A 15,351-nucleotide genomic window follows, 5' to 3' on the forward strand; every position below is an offset into this window, starting at 1 on the left:
TCGAATGCCCCTGACGATGACGACGAAAAGACGGCTGGTGACGGCGGCGCTGCTGGCGCCGGCTTCCGCCTGGCTGTTCGTCTTCCTCGTGCTGCCCTTCATCGCCATGCTGGTCTTCTCCGTCGGCGAGCGCGGACCGGCAGGCGGCTACCAGGCGGCGTTCACTTTCGCGCAATATGCCAACCTGCCGGCCCGCTCCGCCGCCTACTGGAACACCCTCATGCTGGCGCCCGCCGGCGCCTTCCTCTGCCTCCTCGTCGCCTATCCGACGGCCTATTACCTCGCCGTCAAGGCGAGCCCGCGCCACCGGCTGCTGCTCGTCTCGCTGGTCGTCGTGCCGTTCTGGACGAGCCTGCTCGTGCGCACCTATGCCTGGATGTACATCCTCGGCTCGCGCGGCATTCCCAATCTGCTCGACATGATCGGCATTGCAGACGTGCGCCTGCTCAACACGCCCGGCGCCGTACTGCTCGGCATCGTCTACGGCTACCTGCCGCTGATGATCATGCCGATCTATGTCAGCCTCGAAAAGCTCGACCGGCGCCTGCTCGAAGCCTCCGCCGACCTCGGCGCAAAACCCCTGTCGACCTTCTTTTCCGTCACCCTGCCGCTGTCGCTGCCGGGCGTCATGACGGGCGTCGCGCTCGTCACCATCCTGCTTCTCGGCGAATATCTCATCCCGCAGCTCCTCGGCGGCGGCAAGGTCTTCTTCATCGGCAACGCGCTGGTCGATCTCTTCCTGCAATCGCGCAACTGGCCCTTCGGCTCGGCCATCGCCGTCACGCTGGTCGCCATCGTCGTGGTGGTGCTGATGGTCGCCATGCGCATCGCCTGGCGGATTTCCGGCACGAGACAGGTGGACCTCGTCTGATGCGCGCGCTGATCACCGCCGTCTATCTCTTCCTCTACGCGCCGATCGCGCTCGTCGTGCTGTTCTCCTTCAATGCGGGGCGCAATGCGAGCGAGTTCACCGGATTTTCCGTCGAATGGTACGGCAAGGCGCTCGCCAATCCGTTCCTCATCACGGCCTTGCAGAACAGCCTGATCATCGCCCTCGTCAGCGCCACGCTCGCCGCCGTCTTCGGCACCATGGCCGCGCTCGGCCTCGAACGGCTGGGCAGCCGCGCCCGCGCGGTCTTCGACGGCCTGCTCGCCGCCGCCATCGTCGTGCCGGGCGTCGTCATCGGCATCGCGACGCTCGTCGCCCTCGTCGCCTTCTTCGGCGCGATCAACCCGGCGATCGCCGCCATCTGGCCCGGCGAAAAACCGCCGCAGCTCGGCCTCGGCTACGGCTCGATCATCGCCGCGCACGGCCTCTTCACCATGGCGCTCGTCACCATGATCGTGAAGGCGCGCATCGCGACGCTCGGGCGCGACATCGTCGAGGCCTCGGCCGATCTCTACGCGACGCCGCTCACCACCTTCCGCGATATCGTGCTGCCGCAGATCCTGCCCTCGGTGCTCGCCGGGTTCCTGCTCGCCTTCACCTTCTCCTTCGACGATTTCATCGTGGCCTTCTTCGTCACGGGCTCCAAGACGACGCTGCCGATCTACGTCTTCGCCTCGATCCGCCGCGGCGTGACGCCGGAGGTGAACGCCATCGCGACGATGGTGCTGGTCGCCTCGCTGCTCCTGATCCTCATCGCCCGCCTGCTGATGCGGGAGAAAACCCGAAAATCGCCTGCCGGAGAGTAAGACCGATGATCCTGAACAACCGTGTCGCCATCGTCACCGGAGCGGGCTCCGGCATCGGCCGGGCCGGCGCGCGCATCATGGCGCGCGAGGGCGCCACGGTCTGCGTCGCCGACCGCGACGAGGCGCGCGCGGCCGAGACCGTCGATTTCATCCGTGCCGACGGCGGCAAGGCCGAGGCGGTCATCGTCGACGTCACCGACGACGTGGAGCTGAAGATGGCGGTCGCGTCCGTGCTGTCGCGCCACGGCCGCGTCGACATCCTGCACAACCATGCCGGCGCGCAGGTCGCCGGCGATCTGGAGAGCGTGCCGCTCGACGGGCTCGACCTCTCCTGGAACCTCAACGTGCGCGCGCACCTGATCGCCGCCCGCCTCGTCATGCCGGCCATGAGGGCGCAGGGCAAGGGCGTCATCCTCAACACGGCCTCCTCCTCCGGCGTGCTCTACGACCGCGAGATGATCGCCTATACGACGACGAAACATGCAGTCATCGCCATGACCAGGCAGATGGCCGGCGACTATGCCCGCCACGGCATCCGCGTCAACGCGCTCTGCCCGGGCTGGGTGGACACGCCCTTCAACGCCCCCTTCATCGCGCAGATGGGCGGACGCGAGGCGATCGAAGGCTATATAAGGGAGAAGGTGCCGATGGGGCGCTGGGCGGATGTGGAGGAGATCGCCGAGCCGATCCTCTTCCTCGTCTCCGACCGGTCAAGCTACATGACCGGCCAGATTCTCGTGGTCGACGGTGGCGAGACCGTGACCTAGAGCATTTCCGGCGAACTCCGGTTCGCCGGAAATGCTCTAGATTCTTGTTTTTACCGCATTATCCGACACCGAAGCGATCTCGCTTCGGCTGGAAATGCTCTAAGCGCCGACCGCCGCGCCCATCGGTCCCTGATGCACGACGATACGGGCGTGATAGGGCACGCGCTTGTACAGGTCGAGCACATCCTGGTTGATCAGCCGCACGCAGCCGGACGACGTCGCCTTGCCGATCGATTTCCATTCCGGCGAGCCGTGCAGGCGGTAGAGCGTGTCCTTGCCGTTCTGGAAGATGTAGAGCGCCCGCGCGCCGAGCGGGTTCTTGATGCCCGGCTCCATGCCGCCGTTCTCGACGGAATATCTGGCAAGGCTCGGCGTGCGCGCGATCATGTCGGCCGGCACCTTCCAGCGCGGCCAGGGCTGGCGCCAGTGGATGATGCCCTCGCCTTCCCAGGCGAAGCCCTCGCGGCCGATGCCGACGCCGTAGCGCATCGCCGTGCCGCCCGGCTCCACCACATAGAGGAAGCGGCCGGGCGTATCGACGACCACCGTGCCCGGCGTCTCGCCGGTCGGGTCCTTCACGCGCTGGCGATAATATTTCGGATCGATTTCCCGGTAGGGAATGGCAGGGATGAGATGGCCGCCATCCTCGACGGCGGCGTAGCGCGCGGCGAGCTCCTCGTCGCTCGCCGGCACGATCGGATAGCTGACCTTCTGCGGAACCGGGGCATTCCTGACCGACGTTTCCGTGGTTGCGCATCCCGCAAGCGTCGCGGCGGCGCCCATGAAAAAGGCTCTGCGCGACAATGTGCACACCGTAGGCATTCTCTTTACGATCTCCTTGGGAAGAAAAGGGAGGTTTGTCAGATGGCTAGCCAAACCGCGGGCGGGCTGGCAAGAAACATCGGGATCACTTCTTCGGCATTAGTCCCTGCCCGGCCGGGCGGCCAGTGCACGAAGGACACGGCTCACCGGAAAACGGGGGAAACACGATGGCGCCTGTGGAAATCGACCCTGCCCATGTCCGCGAATTTCCAGGGCAGGAAGCGTTCCATCGCTGGCTGGCGGAAAACCACGCCACGGCGCCCGAGGTCTGGATCAAGATCCACAAGCGCGCCTCCGGCCTTGCCTCCATCGATCCCGAGGAGGCGATCGAGGTTGTGCTCTGCTGGGGCTGGATCGACGGCATCCGCAAGGGGCTCGACGAGAAGAGCTTTTTCCAGCGCTACTGCCCGCGGGGCAGGAAGAGCGTGTGGAGCAGGAAGAACGTCGAGACGGTGGGCCGGCTGATTAAGGACGGGCGAATGACCGAACACGGCCTGAAACATGTGGAGGCCGCCAAGGCGGACGGCCGCTGGGACAAGGCCTATGGCAGCGGCAAGGACATGAAGATCCCGCCGGACCTGCAGGCGGCGATCGACGCCGAGCCGGCGGCAAGGGCGATGCTCGGCAGGCTCACCGAGCAGAACCGCTTCGCCCTCGCCTTCCGCGTCCACATGATGAAGACCGAGGCGGGCCGCAGGCGGAAGATCGAGACCTTCGTGGAGATGCTGAAGCGCGGCGAGACGATCTATCCGCAGAAGCGGAGGTAGATCGTCCGGCTCATCCGCCTGCCGTCGTCGACAGTCAGTCGCGGCTGGCCGAGCGCTGGCCGGCAAGCCAGTTGTGCCAGTCGTTCACGCTGCCGTAGAAGACGTTGAGGTCGATCTTGCCGGTGACGCCGTGCGACAGGCCCGAGCCGGAATACTGCCAGAACACCCAGCGGCGGTTCGGATAGCGCTTGGATGGATGGGCGGCGACCGAGCGCAGCCAGAACGGATGGTTCGTCAGCTCGCCCGAAAGATTGTCCTCGTAGAAATCCGGCGCCGTATAGATGATCGGCCGCTTGCCGTAGTGGCGTTCCAGCATCTCGGAGAAGACGCGGATCTTCTCGACATACTGGGCGCGTGTCAGGCGCTTCTTGCAGCGCGATTCACCGTTGTATTCCGCATCGATGACCGGCGGCAGCGCATCGGGATCCTTCGGCACGTTGCGGATGAACCATTCGGCCTGCGAGCTTGCGACGCGGCACCAGTAGAAGAAGTGGTAGGCGCCGCGCTTGATGCCGGCTTCCTTGGCCTTGCGCCAGTTCTTCTGGAACATCGGATCGAGATGGTCGCCGCCATCCGTCGCCTTGATGAAGGCGAAGTTGGCGCCCTGCATGCGCAGCTTCACCCAGTCGATGTCGCCCTGCCAGCGCGAAACGTCGACGCCGTGCACCTGATAATGCTTGGGCGCACGCTTGCCGAAATTGATCGGATGGGCGTCGCGGAACTGCTGGCTGTAGACGCGGGAGCGTTTCCGCGAGCCGCCTTCGGATGCAGGCTCCTCGGCCGTCACGGCCTCCGCCGGCCGTTCGGCGGGAATGGCCGATTGCTGGGTGACGCTCTCGAAGACGTGGGTCCCCGCCGCCGGGCCGGCCCAGGCGAGCATCTCCGCGCCGTCCGCCGTCACCTTGCTCTCGCCGACGGCGACCTCCGGCACGGGGCCGCTCGCCTTCGAAACCGAGGCGGTGGTCTCCGAGGACGGCTTGATGGCGAGCGCCGACATGGGGTTGGAGCTCGACGCACACCCCGTCATGGCGGCACAGGCAAGGAGGACCGTTGTAAGGACCGAAAGACGCATAGGCACCCGCACGCAAAACAAACCGAAGCCCCGCCCTTTCGACACATGGACGGAATTACTAACGGAAGATTACCGCGAAATATTAAATGCAACGTTTACGGCCATCGCGACATTTCAGGGAGTTAGCCCCGCCCGCATCACGATCCCCGCCGGCTGCCCTTCACAAATGCGTGTCCGCGCGGCGAAAGCCGGTAGCCGACGGCAAGGCTCTCCGTCAGCCCCAGTTCCTTGAGCTGCCGGATCTCCCGCTTGAGCGCCAGCTTTTCCACGCCGAGCCGTTCGGCCATCTCCGCGGCGGTGCGCCCGTCCCTTTCCGCGATCATGGCGAGCACCGCGCGTGTCCACGGTGCCGCACGGTCGAGCGCGTCCAGCCGGGCGTCCAGCGCGGCGATATCGGACGGACCGACCGTATCGTTTTCACGCAGGCTTTCCCGCGGGTCCTTGCCCGCGACATGGAAGGCGATCCGGTAAAGCTGCCCCTCCGGCCGGAGGTCGCCGAGCAGGTCGACCCGCGCGGCATAACCGGCCGCCCGCACATCCGCGTCCGGGACGGTGCGAACATCCACGGCCTCGACGCTGTCGATGGCGAGCACGCCCGCGGCGGTGCGCAGCGTGCCGCCGGCGCGCACCGTCGGCCTCGACCAGCGGCGGAAGGCGAGCGTCACCTCGCCCCTGCCGATCCTTCAAGCATGTCCGCCTTGAACAGCATCGCCCCTCGCCGGAATCAGCCCACCGCCACGTAGCCGATGCCCTTCTTCGCGATCTCGTCGAGCGATTCGTCATAACCGGCATCGGCATAGCGGATGACGCCGAGCGACGTGTCGTTCGTCAAGGCATGCTCCAGCCGTTCCGCACCGTCCGCCGTGCCGTCGGCGACGAGCGTCACGCCGCAGCTCGTCATATAGCCCGCATAACCGCCGCCGCCCGAATGGATGACGACGAGATCGGCCATGGAGGAGGAGAGCAGCATGGCGTCGAGCAGCGGCCAGTCGGCAATGGCGTCCGAGCCGTCCTTCATGCGCTCGGTCATGATGTTCGGGTGCGCCATGGCCCCGGCATCGAGATGGTCGCGCGAAAAGGCGACCGGCCCCTTCAGTTCGCCGGCCGCCACCAGCCGGTTCACCGCCAGCGCCAGCGCCGTGCGCTCGCCATGGCCGAGCCAGGCGATGCGCGCCGGCAAGCCCTCGAAGGGCACGTTGTCCCGCGCCAGCCGGATCCAGTTGGTGACGATCCCGTTGTCCGGGAACATCTCCAGGACGAGGTCGTCGATCCGCGCGATGTCGCTCTCCGCGCCGGACAGCGCCATCCAGCGGAACGGCCCGATGGCCCGCGCGAAGAGCGGCCGCAGATAGGCCTCGGTGAAGATCGGGATGTCGAAGGCATCGGCGACGCCCCCTTCCCGCGCCTGCGTGCGGATCAGGTTGCCGTTGTCGAACACCTCGGCGCCCTGCCTCTGGAATTCCAGCATGGCCGAGACATGCTCGACGATGGAGGCGCGGCTTGCCGCCATCAACTGCCCCTGCCCGTCGTCGCGCAGGCCCTTTACCTGGTCGAGGCTCATGCCCTTCGGCACATAACCGTAGACGAGATCGTGCGCCGAGGTCTGATCGGTGACGATGTCGGGCACGATGCCGCGCCGGGCGATCTCCGGGTAGATTTCCGCCGCATTGCCGACGAGCCCGATCGAGGTCGCGCGCTTCTCCTTCACGGCTTCGTCGATCATCGAAAGCGCCGCATCGAGATCCGGTGCGACATGCTCCAGATAGCCGACGGCCTTGCGCGCCGCCGCGCGCGCCGGATCGATATCGACGCAGAGGATGGCCGCCCCCGCCATGCGGCCGGCGAGCGGCTGTGCGCCGCCCATGCCGCCGAGGCCGGCCGTCAGGATGAAGCGGCCGGCGAGGCTGCCGCCGAAGCGCTTCTCCGCGATGCGCATGAAGATCTCGTAGGTGCCCTGGATGACGCCCTGGCTGCCGATATACTGCCAGGCCCCGGCCGTCAGCCCACCCCAGCAGATCAGCCCCTTGCGCTGGAGCTCGTAGAAAACCTCGGCCTTCGCCCATTGCCCGACGATGTTGCAGTTCGCCATGATGACGAGCGGCGCCTTGGCATGGGTCTTCAGCAGGCCGACCGGCTTGCCGGACTGGATGACCAGCGTCTGGTTCTCGTCCATCTCCGTCAGCGCCTTGACGATGGCCCTGTGCGCCGCCCAGTTGCGCGCCGCCTTGCCGAGCGCGGCATAGACGATGAGATTGTCCGGATCCTCGCCGACCGACAGAACGTTCTCGAGAAGCCGCAAAAGCCCCTCCTGCCGCCAGCCCCTGGCGCGCAAAACATCACCGCTCGGGATCGGATAGTTCGGATGGCGCGGATTGGGCTTGGGCATGGTCGTCTCCTCAGCGTTCATGGGGAGGTTCACCCCCCCTCTGCCCTGCCGGGCATCTCCCCCACAAGGGGAGAGATCGGCTGGACGCGATGGCATCTCTTCATTTGCAACGGCAGCATGAGGCTAGACGTTGCCTCTCCAATCTCCCCCCTTGTGGGGGAGATGCCCGGCAGGGCAGAGGGGGGTGCAGCCGCACCCGTCCGCTTAAACCGTCGTCTCCAGCGCATACCGCGCCAGCTCGATCCCCATCGCCTTCTCCACCGACGGATAGACGGTCGGATCGAGCACGCTGGAGGCGAGCGGGATGATCGTCTTCGGCACATGCAGGACGAACACCGTCATGCCGGCCTCGAGCTGGCCGACGCTGAGCGGCTCGCCCTCGGGCGAGAGCGTGGTGATGACGTCGGGGAACGTGGCAAGGCGTTTGCCGCCCGCCGATTCCACCGCCATGTATTCGTTCATCACATGCAGCACGGAGGCATCGTCCCCCCTGCCGACCGTCACCGTGCCGATGTCGAAGGCTTCCCTGGTGTAGACCACAGACTTGTCCGTGATGACACCCTCGGACAGGATCGAGCCGCCCGTCGTCCTGACGATGGCGTCGATGATCGCCGCACCGCCCTTGCCCTCGGCGGCGATGATCGCCTCGCCGAGCTTCAGGGCCAGCGAGATGCCGCCGAGCGCCGCGTTCCTGCGCACATAGGAGGCGCGCAAGGGATTGCGGCAGGAGGCGATGAAGCCGCCGGACATGTCGGAGGCCGTGCGCAGGATCGGCGAGACCTTCGCGGTCGCGCCGCGCACGACGAGCTCGATATAGCGGTTCTCGTCGCGGTTTCCCCCGACGGCGGTCTGGATCATCTGCTCGGGCGAGCCCGCCATGCCGATCGACCCCATGTCCCCGGTCGGATGCGCCCGCATGTCGCCGACGGCGTCGAGCACCTTCGTGCCGAGGATCGCCGCGGGCAGCCAGCCGTTGAGCGTCGAGGACTTGCCGTTCTGCCCGACCATCAGCGCCGCGACCTTCTCGCCGAGCGCGTCCTGCAGAAGCTCCACCGCCTTTACATAGTCGACGCCGCGCATTTCCCAGGGCGTGGTGGAGGCCGGCGCGCCGATGGCGGCGGCGGTCGCCACCCAGTCGTCATCGGACAATTCATCGATGGAGACCAGCTCCGGCTTGCCGATCGAGACCGCGGCATAGCCGAGCATGCGGCCATGGTCCGCCCAGCCGCCGCCGCCGGCGGCATAGACCGAGCCGCCCTTGACCGCCGCCTCGACGTCTTTTTCCTTTAAGATCCGGCCCATCGGACGTCCTCCTGACTCAATGTCTTATCCAGTTGAATCACCGCGTTAAAAAGCACCGCCGCGCCGAGCGCGATATCGTCCGTCTCGGCGAACTCCTCCGGCGCATGGCTGCGCCCGCCAAGGCACGGCACGAAGATCATCGCCGCCCGCGTCACCTTCGCCAGGAAGGCCGTGTCATGCCCGGCGCCGGAGGCCATGCGGCGATGGCTTGCGCCGGCCATCTCGCAGGCCGCATCCAGCACATCGAGCAGCAGCGGATCGCCGGGTGTCGGCATGTTGTCGGAGAGGCGGCGCGGCGGCGCGATGAGCGTGCCGGTCTCCCGTGCGAGCTGCTCCGCCATCTGCTCGACGGAGGCGGCAAAAACATCCATCGTGGTGCGGTGCTCGGCCCGCGCGTCGATCAACAGGCGCGCGCGCGACGGCACGACATTGGCCGCGTTCGGCGCGATGGAGAATTCGCCGACGGTCGCCGTGAAATGCCCCGGCCCTTCCGAGAGCGACTTCGCCAGCGCCTCGATGCCCGTTACCAGCCGCGCCGCGGCCGCCAGCGCATCGGCGCGCGCGCCCATCGGCGTCGTGCCGGCATGGTCCGCCCGGCCCTCGACGATGATCTCGATGCGCGTGATGCCGGCGATCGCCGTCACCACGCCGATATCCAGTTTCTCCGTTTCCAGCACCGGCCCCTGCTCGATATGCAGTTCGAGGAAGGCCGCGATGTCCTTGCGGGCCTGCGCCTGCAGGCGCGCCGGGTCGCCGCCGACATCGCGAATGCCCTGCTCCAGCGTCAGGCCGCCGCTCTCGCGCGCCAGCCAGTCCGCCGGCAGGACGCCGGCCATGCCGCGGCTGCCGATGCAGGAGACGCCGAAGATCGACACTTCCTCGGCAAGGAAATCGACGACCTCCAGGTCATGGTCGAGTTCGATCCCCTGGTACGCAAGGGCGCGGGCGACTTCCAGCGCCACCGCCACGCCGGCGATGCCGTCGTAACGCCCGCCGTCCGGCACCGTGTCGGAATGGGAGCCGAGCATGATCGTGCCGAGGCCCGGTTTCCTGCCCGGCCGGCGGGCGATGAGATTGCCCGCGGCGTCGATGCGCGTTTCGAGCCCGGCCGCTCGAAACCTCTGGTCAAGAAAATCCCGCCCCGCCGGGAACAGAGCGGTAAAGGCACGCCGTGTGTAGGGCCGGCCGGGCTCGGTGAGCCGGGCAAGCCCGTCGATCACATCCTCGATACGGGCGGGATCGATCGGCAGATTGGTTCGCGGCGCCGCCATCAACGGCCACCTGCGGAAACGAGCGTCGGCAATGGGCGCACGAAGGCGCCGGACCCGGGTTCGGCGAGCACCCGTTTGCCGTCGAAGGCGAGCTTGCCGCGCAGCCAGGTCGCCGAGACGCGCCACGGCAGGCGGATGCCGTTATAGGGCGACCAGCCGACGACGTTGTGGCCGCTCGCCGCCGCGTCATAGCTGTAGGGCTCGGGCGTCAGCACGGCGATGTCCGCGTCCTTGCCGGCTTCGAGCGCGCCCTTCACATGATCGAGCCGGAAATGCCGGGCGGGGTTCAGGGCCATCAGCTCGGCCGCCCGCGTCAGCGGAATGCCGCGATCCAGCGCGCCCTTGACGAAGAGCGGCACCATGACCTCCAGCCCCGGCACGCCGGAGGCGTTGGCCAGCATGTCCGGATTGGTCTTGCGGTCCTCCGACCAGCTCACATGGTCGGTGGAGACGAGCGTCACATTGCCCGCGGCGACGTGCCGCCAGAGCTTTTCGACCTCGGCGCGCGGGCGGATCGGCGGGTTGATCTTCGCCTTGCCGCCGAGCCGGGCGACGTCGTTCTCCTCGTCGAGCGTGAGATAGTGGATGCAGCACTCGATGGTCGCCCGAAAACCCTGCGCGCGATAGGCGCTGGCGATCTCGTAGCCCCGGCCGAGCGAGCAATGCACCACATGGGCCGGGCAGCCGGTTGCCGCGCCGGTCTCGTAGATCTGGTTGGAGGCGATGAGTTCCGTCAGCGGCGGGCGCGACAGGCCATGGGCGCGGTAGTCCGTGATGCCGGCCGCCTTCACCCGGGCGATCGCGGCGCGCACCGCCTCGTCGTCCTCGTTGTGCACGCCGGCCGTCAGACCGGTCGGGGCGATGGCGCGGAAGCATTCCTCCAGCAGCGCCGCCGGGATGCGCGGAAAGCGCTTCGGGTCCGTGCCGAAGGTGGAGAACTTGAAGGCCGCGACACCCGCCTCGACCATTTCCCCGATCCGCGCCGGCCCCTCCTGCGGATCGACCGTGCCGTAGAGCGCGAAATCGACGCGCGCCTGCGGCCCGGCATGGTCCACCTTGCGCCGCACGGCCTCGGCCGAGCACACGAGGTTGCCCTCGTCATAGGGCATGTCAACGATGGTGGTGACGCCGCCGGCCGCCGCCGAGCGCGTCGACCAGATGAAATCCTCCTGGTTCTTCTGCGACAGCGAATGCACCTGCGCGTCGATCGCGCCGGGCAGGATCAGCGCGCCCGAAAGGTCGTGCCGCTCCTTCGCCGCCGGCATGGCTCCCTGGCCGATATGCGCCACCTTGCCGTCACGCACCGCGACATGGCCGCCGTCGACGATGCGATCCGCCAGGACCACGGTGCCTTTCAGGACGAGATCGAAATCGGCCATGGTCTGTCTCCGTCAGGGCTTGAGGGCGAAGAAGGCGTCGAATTGCGCCATGGGCGCGGCCTCGACGAAGGCGGCAAGCGCCTCGGGGCTGGCAAGATCGCGGTCGAGCGCCTCGATCTCGGCGGAAAGCGGCCGGTCCTTGCGGTAGAACGGGCTGATCGCCCGCGTGCGCTGGTAGGCGATGGCGACGACGCCGGCGACATTGTCGCCGGCAAGGTCGATCGCCTGGGCGGAGAGCATGGCTTCGAGGGCGGCGAGCTGGCGGAGGTCCCGCACCTGGCTCTCCATGCGCTCGACGATCAGCGGCAGGAAGGTCGCCTCCTCCTCCAGCCCGCCGGCGACGACGATGGACTGCGCCGAGATCGGCACCGCCAGCGACTGGATGCGCATGTAGAGCTCCACCGCAAGCTTCAGCAGCGGCCCGAAGCCCGTCGCCGTCTCGCCGGGCGCCACGAGGTTGACCGGCAGGTTGCGGCGCACGCCGTTGGCGAGAAGCACGCAGCGGTTCAGCACGTTGCGCGCAAGATGGGCGAACCCCGTCTGCGCCGCCTCGACATAGAGCGTCGTCGAGAGCGGCAGCGAGCCGCCGGAGGCCATGACGTGATTGTCGAGCACGACCGGATTGTCGTCGGACTGCGCCGTCGCCTCGACGATGCGCTCGGCGGCGTTCATCAGCGTATCGAGGCAGGCGCCGAAGACCTGCGCGGTCATGCGCAGGCTGAGCGGATCGTGGATCGCCGACGGTTTCGGCCAGTGGCCGGAGGCGGCCTGCGCCTCGAACCAGGTGCCGGCAAGCGCCTCGCCATGGGCCGAGAGCCTTGCCGCCACGCGCCAGGGATCGGCCGAGGCGCCGAGCGCCAGCGAGGAGAGAACGCCCGTCACCATGAGGTTGCGGATCGCCATCGCCGCCTCGCGCACCACATTGGCCGCCGCGGCATGCGAGATGGCATTGACACTGAGGGCGGCCAGCGCATCGCGCGGCTGCATGCGATAGGGTTGGAGGCCGGCGCGCTTCAGCGCCTCCAGGGCCGGCAGGCGTTCGCCGCCGTACCACGCCTCGCCCTCGCCGGTCAGGACCGACGCGATCTGGCCCATCAGGCCGATATCGGCGCAGCCCATCGAGCCATGCCGGCGCACGACGGGCACGACATCCCGTTCGAGCAGCCCGAGCAGGGCGTCGATCAGCTCCGGGCTGCAGCCGGAATAGCCGCCGAGCGCGGTGTTGACGCGGATGCCCATCGCCTTGCGCACGATCGGCAGCGTGAACGGCTCGCCGGTGCCGAAATGGTGGGCCCTCACCAGGCTGTTGTTGAACTCGATGAGGTCGTCGGCCGTCCAGAGCTTGTCCTTCATCGAGCCGACGCCGGTATTCGCGCCGTAGATCGGCAGGCCCGTGGCGAGGCGATCGGTGATGACGCGGCGCGACGTGCCGACACGCCCCATGCCGATCTCGCAGGCCACCGGCCGTCGCGCGGCCGTGCCGATCGCCTCCAGCGTCGCGAAGTCGAGCGGCTGGCCGGTCAGATAGAGCGTGTCGGCGGAAGCGAGCATTTTCAAAAAGCCTGTCTCGAACGGCAATCCCGGCAAAAGCGCCTGTCCGGAATGCGTAAAACCGAATGCGGATGTTATGCGGAACGCGGCCCGAACCCATATCCCAAAATCCGTACGGTTCATGCTATGAACCGAACAGACGGAAAACCCGAAGGAGCCGCCCGTGGATCTATCCACGCTTCGCCTTGTGCACAGCATTCTCGAAGAACGCGGCATCCGCAGGGCGGCGGCCGCGGAAGGACGCCCCGCCTCCAGCGCCAGCGCGGCGCTGCGCCGGATGGAGGCCGTGCTGTCGATGCCGCTGGTGCGCCGCGACGGGCAGGCGCTCGTGCCGACGCTCGACGCCGAGGCCCGCCTGCCGCGCTTCGCCGAAATCGCCGAAGCGGCCGCCGCGCTCGCCGCCCTCGGCAAAGGCCGGGAAACGAGGCCGGCCGTCTCGCTCGCCGCCCTTTCCCGCTTTTCCGCGACGGCCCGCACCGGCAGCATCAACGGCGCCGCCAAGTCCCTCGGCCTCGGCCAGCCGCAGCTCACCCGCCAGCTCAGCCATCTGGAGGCGGCGATCGGCTGCAAGCTCCTCGCGCGTTCGGCGACGGGCATCACCTGCACGCCCGCGGGCCTGGAAGCGCTGGCGCTCGCAGAACGCATCGGCGCGGCCTGGGAGTCCCTCTCCACCGCATCGGCCGAGCGGTTCCGCCGCAGCGCCGCCACCTGGCGGCTCGGCGCGATCATCCCCTTCGGCCATGAGAGCGAGATCGCCGCCATGCTCGCCCGCCTCGCCGTGGCATGGCGCGCGGCGCGGCCCCGCCAGCCGCTCTTCCTCTCCTCCACCACGGCGGACGAACTGGTCTCGGGCCTGAAAAACCGCCGCTTCGACCTGATCCTGCTCGATACCGACCGCTACCCAGCCGAATTCGAAGGCAGCCTGATCGGCCGCTCCCGGCTGGCGCTTGCCGGCCCGCGCAGGCTGGACAGCGCCGAAAAGCAGGATTTCGCAACGCTGCTATGCCAGTACCCGATCGCCGTGCCGAGCCCGCGCAGCGGCCTGCGGCAGATGACCGACCGCTTCCTCGAAGCGACGCTTTCCCCCGCCGAACGCACCCGCCTGACGCTGGTCGAGGTGGATTCGATCCCCGTCATCATCAACCTCGTGCTCGGCCACGGCCATCTCTCGGTGCTGCCGGAGCACTCCGTCGCCAACATCAAGCCGCCGCCGGCGCTGCTGCCGCTCGATGACGCCTACCAGCAATCGCTGAGCCTCGTCTGGCCGCGCGACGCGCTTTCCCGCAAGGCCGCCGAGACGATGCTCGCGCTGCTGACAAAGGCCTAGCCCTTCGCCCCGGCCCGCAGCCGGCGACGGGTCTCCGTCGGGCTCTCGTGATAATGCGCCCGGTAGCTGCGTGAGAAGGCGGAGGAGGAGTTGAAGCCGGTGAGCGCCGCGATATCGGCGAACTCGGCCCTCGTCTCGATGACCTTGCGCCGGGCGGCATTGAGGCGGAGCGCGAGATAGTGCTGGTGCGGCGCGACGCCCATCGTCTCCTGGAACAGGTCCTGGAGATAGCGCGCGCTGACACCGACGCGCTTTGCAAGCCGCGTCAGGGTGAGCGGCGCGTCCACCGTCTCCTCCATCAGCCGCACCGCCTGGCTGACGCGCTGGTCGGCGACGCGCATGTTGCCGAGCGCCGGCACCTGCAGCAGGCCGCCGGTGCGCTCGTGCTCGTAGATGAAGAGCCGCGAGACTTCGAGCGCCAGCGAATAGCCCTGCCGGCGGCGGATGATCTCCAGCATCAGGTCGAGCGTCGGCAGCGAGCCGCCGGTGGTGATGCGCTTGCCGTCGATGACGTAGCGCTGCCGCTCGACGTCGATCTGCGGATAGGCGGAGGCGAATTCCTCCATGTCCTCCCAGTGGATCGTCACGGAGTGGCCGTCGAGCAGGCTCGCCTCGGCAAGCAGCCAGCTGCCCGATTCGATGCCGGCCATGGCGATGCGGTGACGGGCGGTCTGCGAGAGCTGGCGGCGCAACAAAGGCGTCGCACTCATCTGCCATTGATAGCTCGACAGCACGAAAAGCGGCTGGGTCTCCCGCTCCGGCCGGAACGGACCGTCCACGGGCACGGGGATGCGGCTGCGCGTTTCGACCGGCAAGCCGTCGGGCGAGAAAATCCGCCAGCGGTAAAGGTCCTGGCCGGAGATGCGGTTGGCGGCGCGCAGGGGCTCGATGATCGAGGCGACGAGGATGAGGTTCGTCTCGGGCAGGACGAGAATATCGATGTCGAGCGTTTCGGAGGAGGGATCCAGCATGCGGCAATCCTGCGGCTCCGTCTCCCGAATTGTCAAGGATG

General features: G+C 67.8%; 14 protein-coding genes. 5 read left to right on the forward strand and 9 right to left on the reverse strand.

The window, feature by feature from the left end:
• The first annotated feature begins 4 nt into the window (after nucleotides 1-4).
• Genes WMC41_RS12865 through WMC41_RS12875 form a run of 3 tightly spaced genes read left to right on the forward strand, consistent with a single transcriptional unit; the run spans nucleotide 5 to nucleotide 2,462 of the window.
• On the forward strand, nucleotides 5-871 hold the full coding sequence (locus WMC41_RS12865; RefSeq protein ID WP_288079896.1) for an ABC transporter permease: 867 nt from the start codon (nucleotides 5-7) through the stop codon (nucleotides 869-871).
• A complete protein-coding gene (locus WMC41_RS12870) occupies nucleotides 871-1,695 on the forward strand; it encodes an ABC transporter permease (RefSeq protein WP_432343695.1) in 825 nt (274 codons plus the stop codon). The genes WMC41_RS12865 and WMC41_RS12870 overlap by 1 nt, the downstream gene beginning before the upstream one ends.
• A 5-nt stretch (nucleotides 1,696-1,700) precedes the next feature.
• Nucleotides 1,701-2,462, forward strand: a complete 762-nt coding sequence (locus WMC41_RS12875) for an SDR family NAD(P)-dependent oxidoreductase (RefSeq protein WP_432343698.1) — start codon at nucleotides 1,701-1,703, stop codon at nucleotides 2,460-2,462.
• A 99-nt stretch (nucleotides 2,463-2,561) separates the two neighbouring features.
• Here WMC41_RS12875 and WMC41_RS12880 read toward each other — a convergent pair whose 3' ends face one another.
• Nucleotides 2,562-3,284: a L,D-transpeptidase gene (locus tag WMC41_RS12880; protein WP_244766835.1), complete on the reverse strand. Its 723-nt coding sequence runs from the start codon at nucleotides 3,282-3,284 to the stop codon at nucleotides 2,562-2,564.
• Nucleotides 3,285-3,451: 167 nt separating this feature from the next.
• Between WMC41_RS12880 and WMC41_RS12885 the strand changes: the two genes are divergently transcribed.
• Nucleotides 3,452-4,051: a YdeI/OmpD-associated family protein gene (locus WMC41_RS12885; RefSeq protein WP_432343701.1), complete on the forward strand. Its 600-nt coding sequence runs from the start codon at nucleotides 3,452-3,454 to the stop codon at nucleotides 4,049-4,051.
• A gap of 34 nt (nucleotides 4,052-4,085) precedes the next feature.
• Here the strand turns inward: WMC41_RS12885 and WMC41_RS12890 are convergent, their stop codons facing one another.
• From WMC41_RS12890 to WMC41_RS12920, 7 genes are all read right to left on the reverse strand, one after another.
• Nucleotides 4,086-5,123 carry a glycoside hydrolase family 25 protein gene (locus WMC41_RS12890; RefSeq protein ID WP_432343704.1) on the reverse strand — a complete coding sequence of 346 codons (1,038 nt, stop codon included), beginning with the start codon at nucleotides 5,121-5,123 and terminating at the stop codon, nucleotides 4,086-4,088.
• Nucleotides 5,124-5,260: 137 nt separating this feature from the next.
• The gene (locus tag WMC41_RS12895; RefSeq protein WP_432343707.1) at nucleotides 5,261-5,788 is read right to left on the reverse strand and encodes a helix-turn-helix domain-containing protein; all 528 of its coding nucleotides are present in this window, start codon (nucleotides 5,786-5,788) and stop codon (nucleotides 5,261-5,263) included.
• 59 nt (nucleotides 5,789-5,847) lie between these two features.
• A complete protein-coding gene (locus WMC41_RS12900) occupies nucleotides 5,848-7,509 on the reverse strand; it encodes a urocanate hydratase (RefSeq protein ID WP_432343710.1) in 1,662 nt (553 codons plus the stop codon).
• Nucleotides 7,510-7,713: 204 nt separating this feature from the next.
• On the reverse strand, nucleotides 7,714-8,811 hold the full coding sequence (locus WMC41_RS12905; protein WP_432343712.1) for a DUF917 domain-containing protein: 1,098 nt from the start codon (nucleotides 8,809-8,811) through the stop codon (nucleotides 7,714-7,716).
• On the reverse strand, nucleotides 8,796-10,082 hold the full coding sequence (locus WMC41_RS12910; protein WP_432343715.1) for a Zn-dependent hydrolase: 1,287 nt from the start codon (nucleotides 10,080-10,082) through the stop codon (nucleotides 8,796-8,798). Before WMC41_RS12910 ends, WMC41_RS12905 begins: the two co-directional genes overlap by 16 nt.
• Entirely contained in the window at nucleotides 10,082-11,461 is a 1,380-nt protein-coding gene (locus tag WMC41_RS12915; protein WP_432343718.1) for a dihydroorotase, read from the reverse strand. The genes WMC41_RS12910 and WMC41_RS12915 overlap by 1 nt, the downstream gene beginning before the upstream one ends.
• Before the next feature lie 12 nt (nucleotides 11,462-11,473).
• Nucleotides 11,474-13,012, reverse strand: coding sequence for an aromatic amino acid lyase (locus tag WMC41_RS12920; protein WP_272805897.1), 1,539 nt, complete (start codon nucleotides 13,010-13,012; stop codon nucleotides 11,474-11,476).
• Between the two features lie 163 nt (nucleotides 13,013-13,175).
• On the opposite strand from WMC41_RS12920, the gene WMC41_RS12925 reads away from it, so the two are divergent.
• On the forward strand, nucleotides 13,176-14,339 hold the full coding sequence (locus WMC41_RS12925; RefSeq protein WP_432343721.1) for a LysR family transcriptional regulator: 1,164 nt from the start codon (nucleotides 13,176-13,178) through the stop codon (nucleotides 14,337-14,339).
• On the opposite strand, the gene WMC41_RS12930 is transcribed toward WMC41_RS12925, so the two are convergent.
• Nucleotides 14,336-15,310: a GlxA family transcriptional regulator gene (locus WMC41_RS12930; RefSeq protein ID WP_432343723.1), complete on the reverse strand. Its 975-nt coding sequence runs from the start codon at nucleotides 15,308-15,310 to the stop codon at nucleotides 14,336-14,338. The two genes, WMC41_RS12925 and WMC41_RS12930, sit on opposite strands and share 4 nt — an antisense overlap.
• Nucleotides 15,311-15,351: the final 41 nt, after the last annotated feature.

This window comes from Shinella yambaruensis (assembly GCF_050859155.1).
Taxonomy (GTDB): Bacteria; Pseudomonadota; Alphaproteobacteria; order Rhizobiales; family Rhizobiaceae; genus Shinella; species Shinella yambaruensis.

Excerpts from the sequence above, each read along its gene's own strand:
- WMC41_RS12930 (WP_432343723.1), bottom strand. The coding sequence starts at position 15,310 with ATGCTGGATCCCTCCTCCGAAACGCTCGACATCGATATTCTCGTCCTG.
- WMC41_RS12890 (WP_432343704.1), bottom strand. The coding sequence starts at position 5,123 with ATGCGTCTTTCGGTCCTTACAACGGTCCTCCTTGCCTGTGCCGCCATG.
- WMC41_RS12920 (WP_272805897.1), bottom strand. The coding sequence starts at position 13,012 with ATGCTCGCTTCCGCCGACACGCTCTATCTGACCGGCCAGCCGCTCGAC.
- WMC41_RS12880 (WP_244766835.1), bottom strand. The coding sequence starts at position 3,284 with ATGCCTACGGTGTGCACATTGTCGCGCAGAGCCTTTTTCATGGGCGCC.
- WMC41_RS12865 (WP_288079896.1), top strand. The coding sequence starts at position 5 with ATGCCCCTGACGATGACGACGAAAAGACGGCTGGTGACGGCGGCGCTG.
- WMC41_RS12885 (WP_432343701.1), top strand. The coding sequence starts at position 3,452 with ATGGCGCCTGTGGAAATCGACCCTGCCCATGTCCGCGAATTTCCAGGG.
- WMC41_RS12910 (WP_432343715.1), bottom strand. The coding sequence starts at position 10,082 with ATGGCGGCGCCGCGAACCAATCTGCCGATCGATCCCGCCCGTATCGAG.
- WMC41_RS12870 (WP_432343695.1), top strand. The coding sequence starts at position 871 with ATGCGCGCGCTGATCACCGCCGTCTATCTCTTCCTCTACGCGCCGATC.
- WMC41_RS12905 (WP_432343712.1), bottom strand. The coding sequence starts at position 8,811 with ATGGGCCGGATCTTAAAGGAAAAAGACGTCGAGGCGGCGGTCAAGGGC.
- WMC41_RS12900 (WP_432343710.1), bottom strand. The coding sequence starts at position 7,509 with ATGCCCAAGCCCAATCCGCGCCATCCGAACTATCCGATCCCGAGCGGT.
- WMC41_RS12875 (WP_432343698.1), top strand. The coding sequence starts at position 1,701 with ATGATCCTGAACAACCGTGTCGCCATCGTCACCGGAGCGGGCTCCGGC.
- WMC41_RS12915 (WP_432343718.1), bottom strand. The coding sequence starts at position 11,461 with ATGGCCGATTTCGATCTCGTCCTGAAAGGCACCGTGGTCCTGGCGGAT.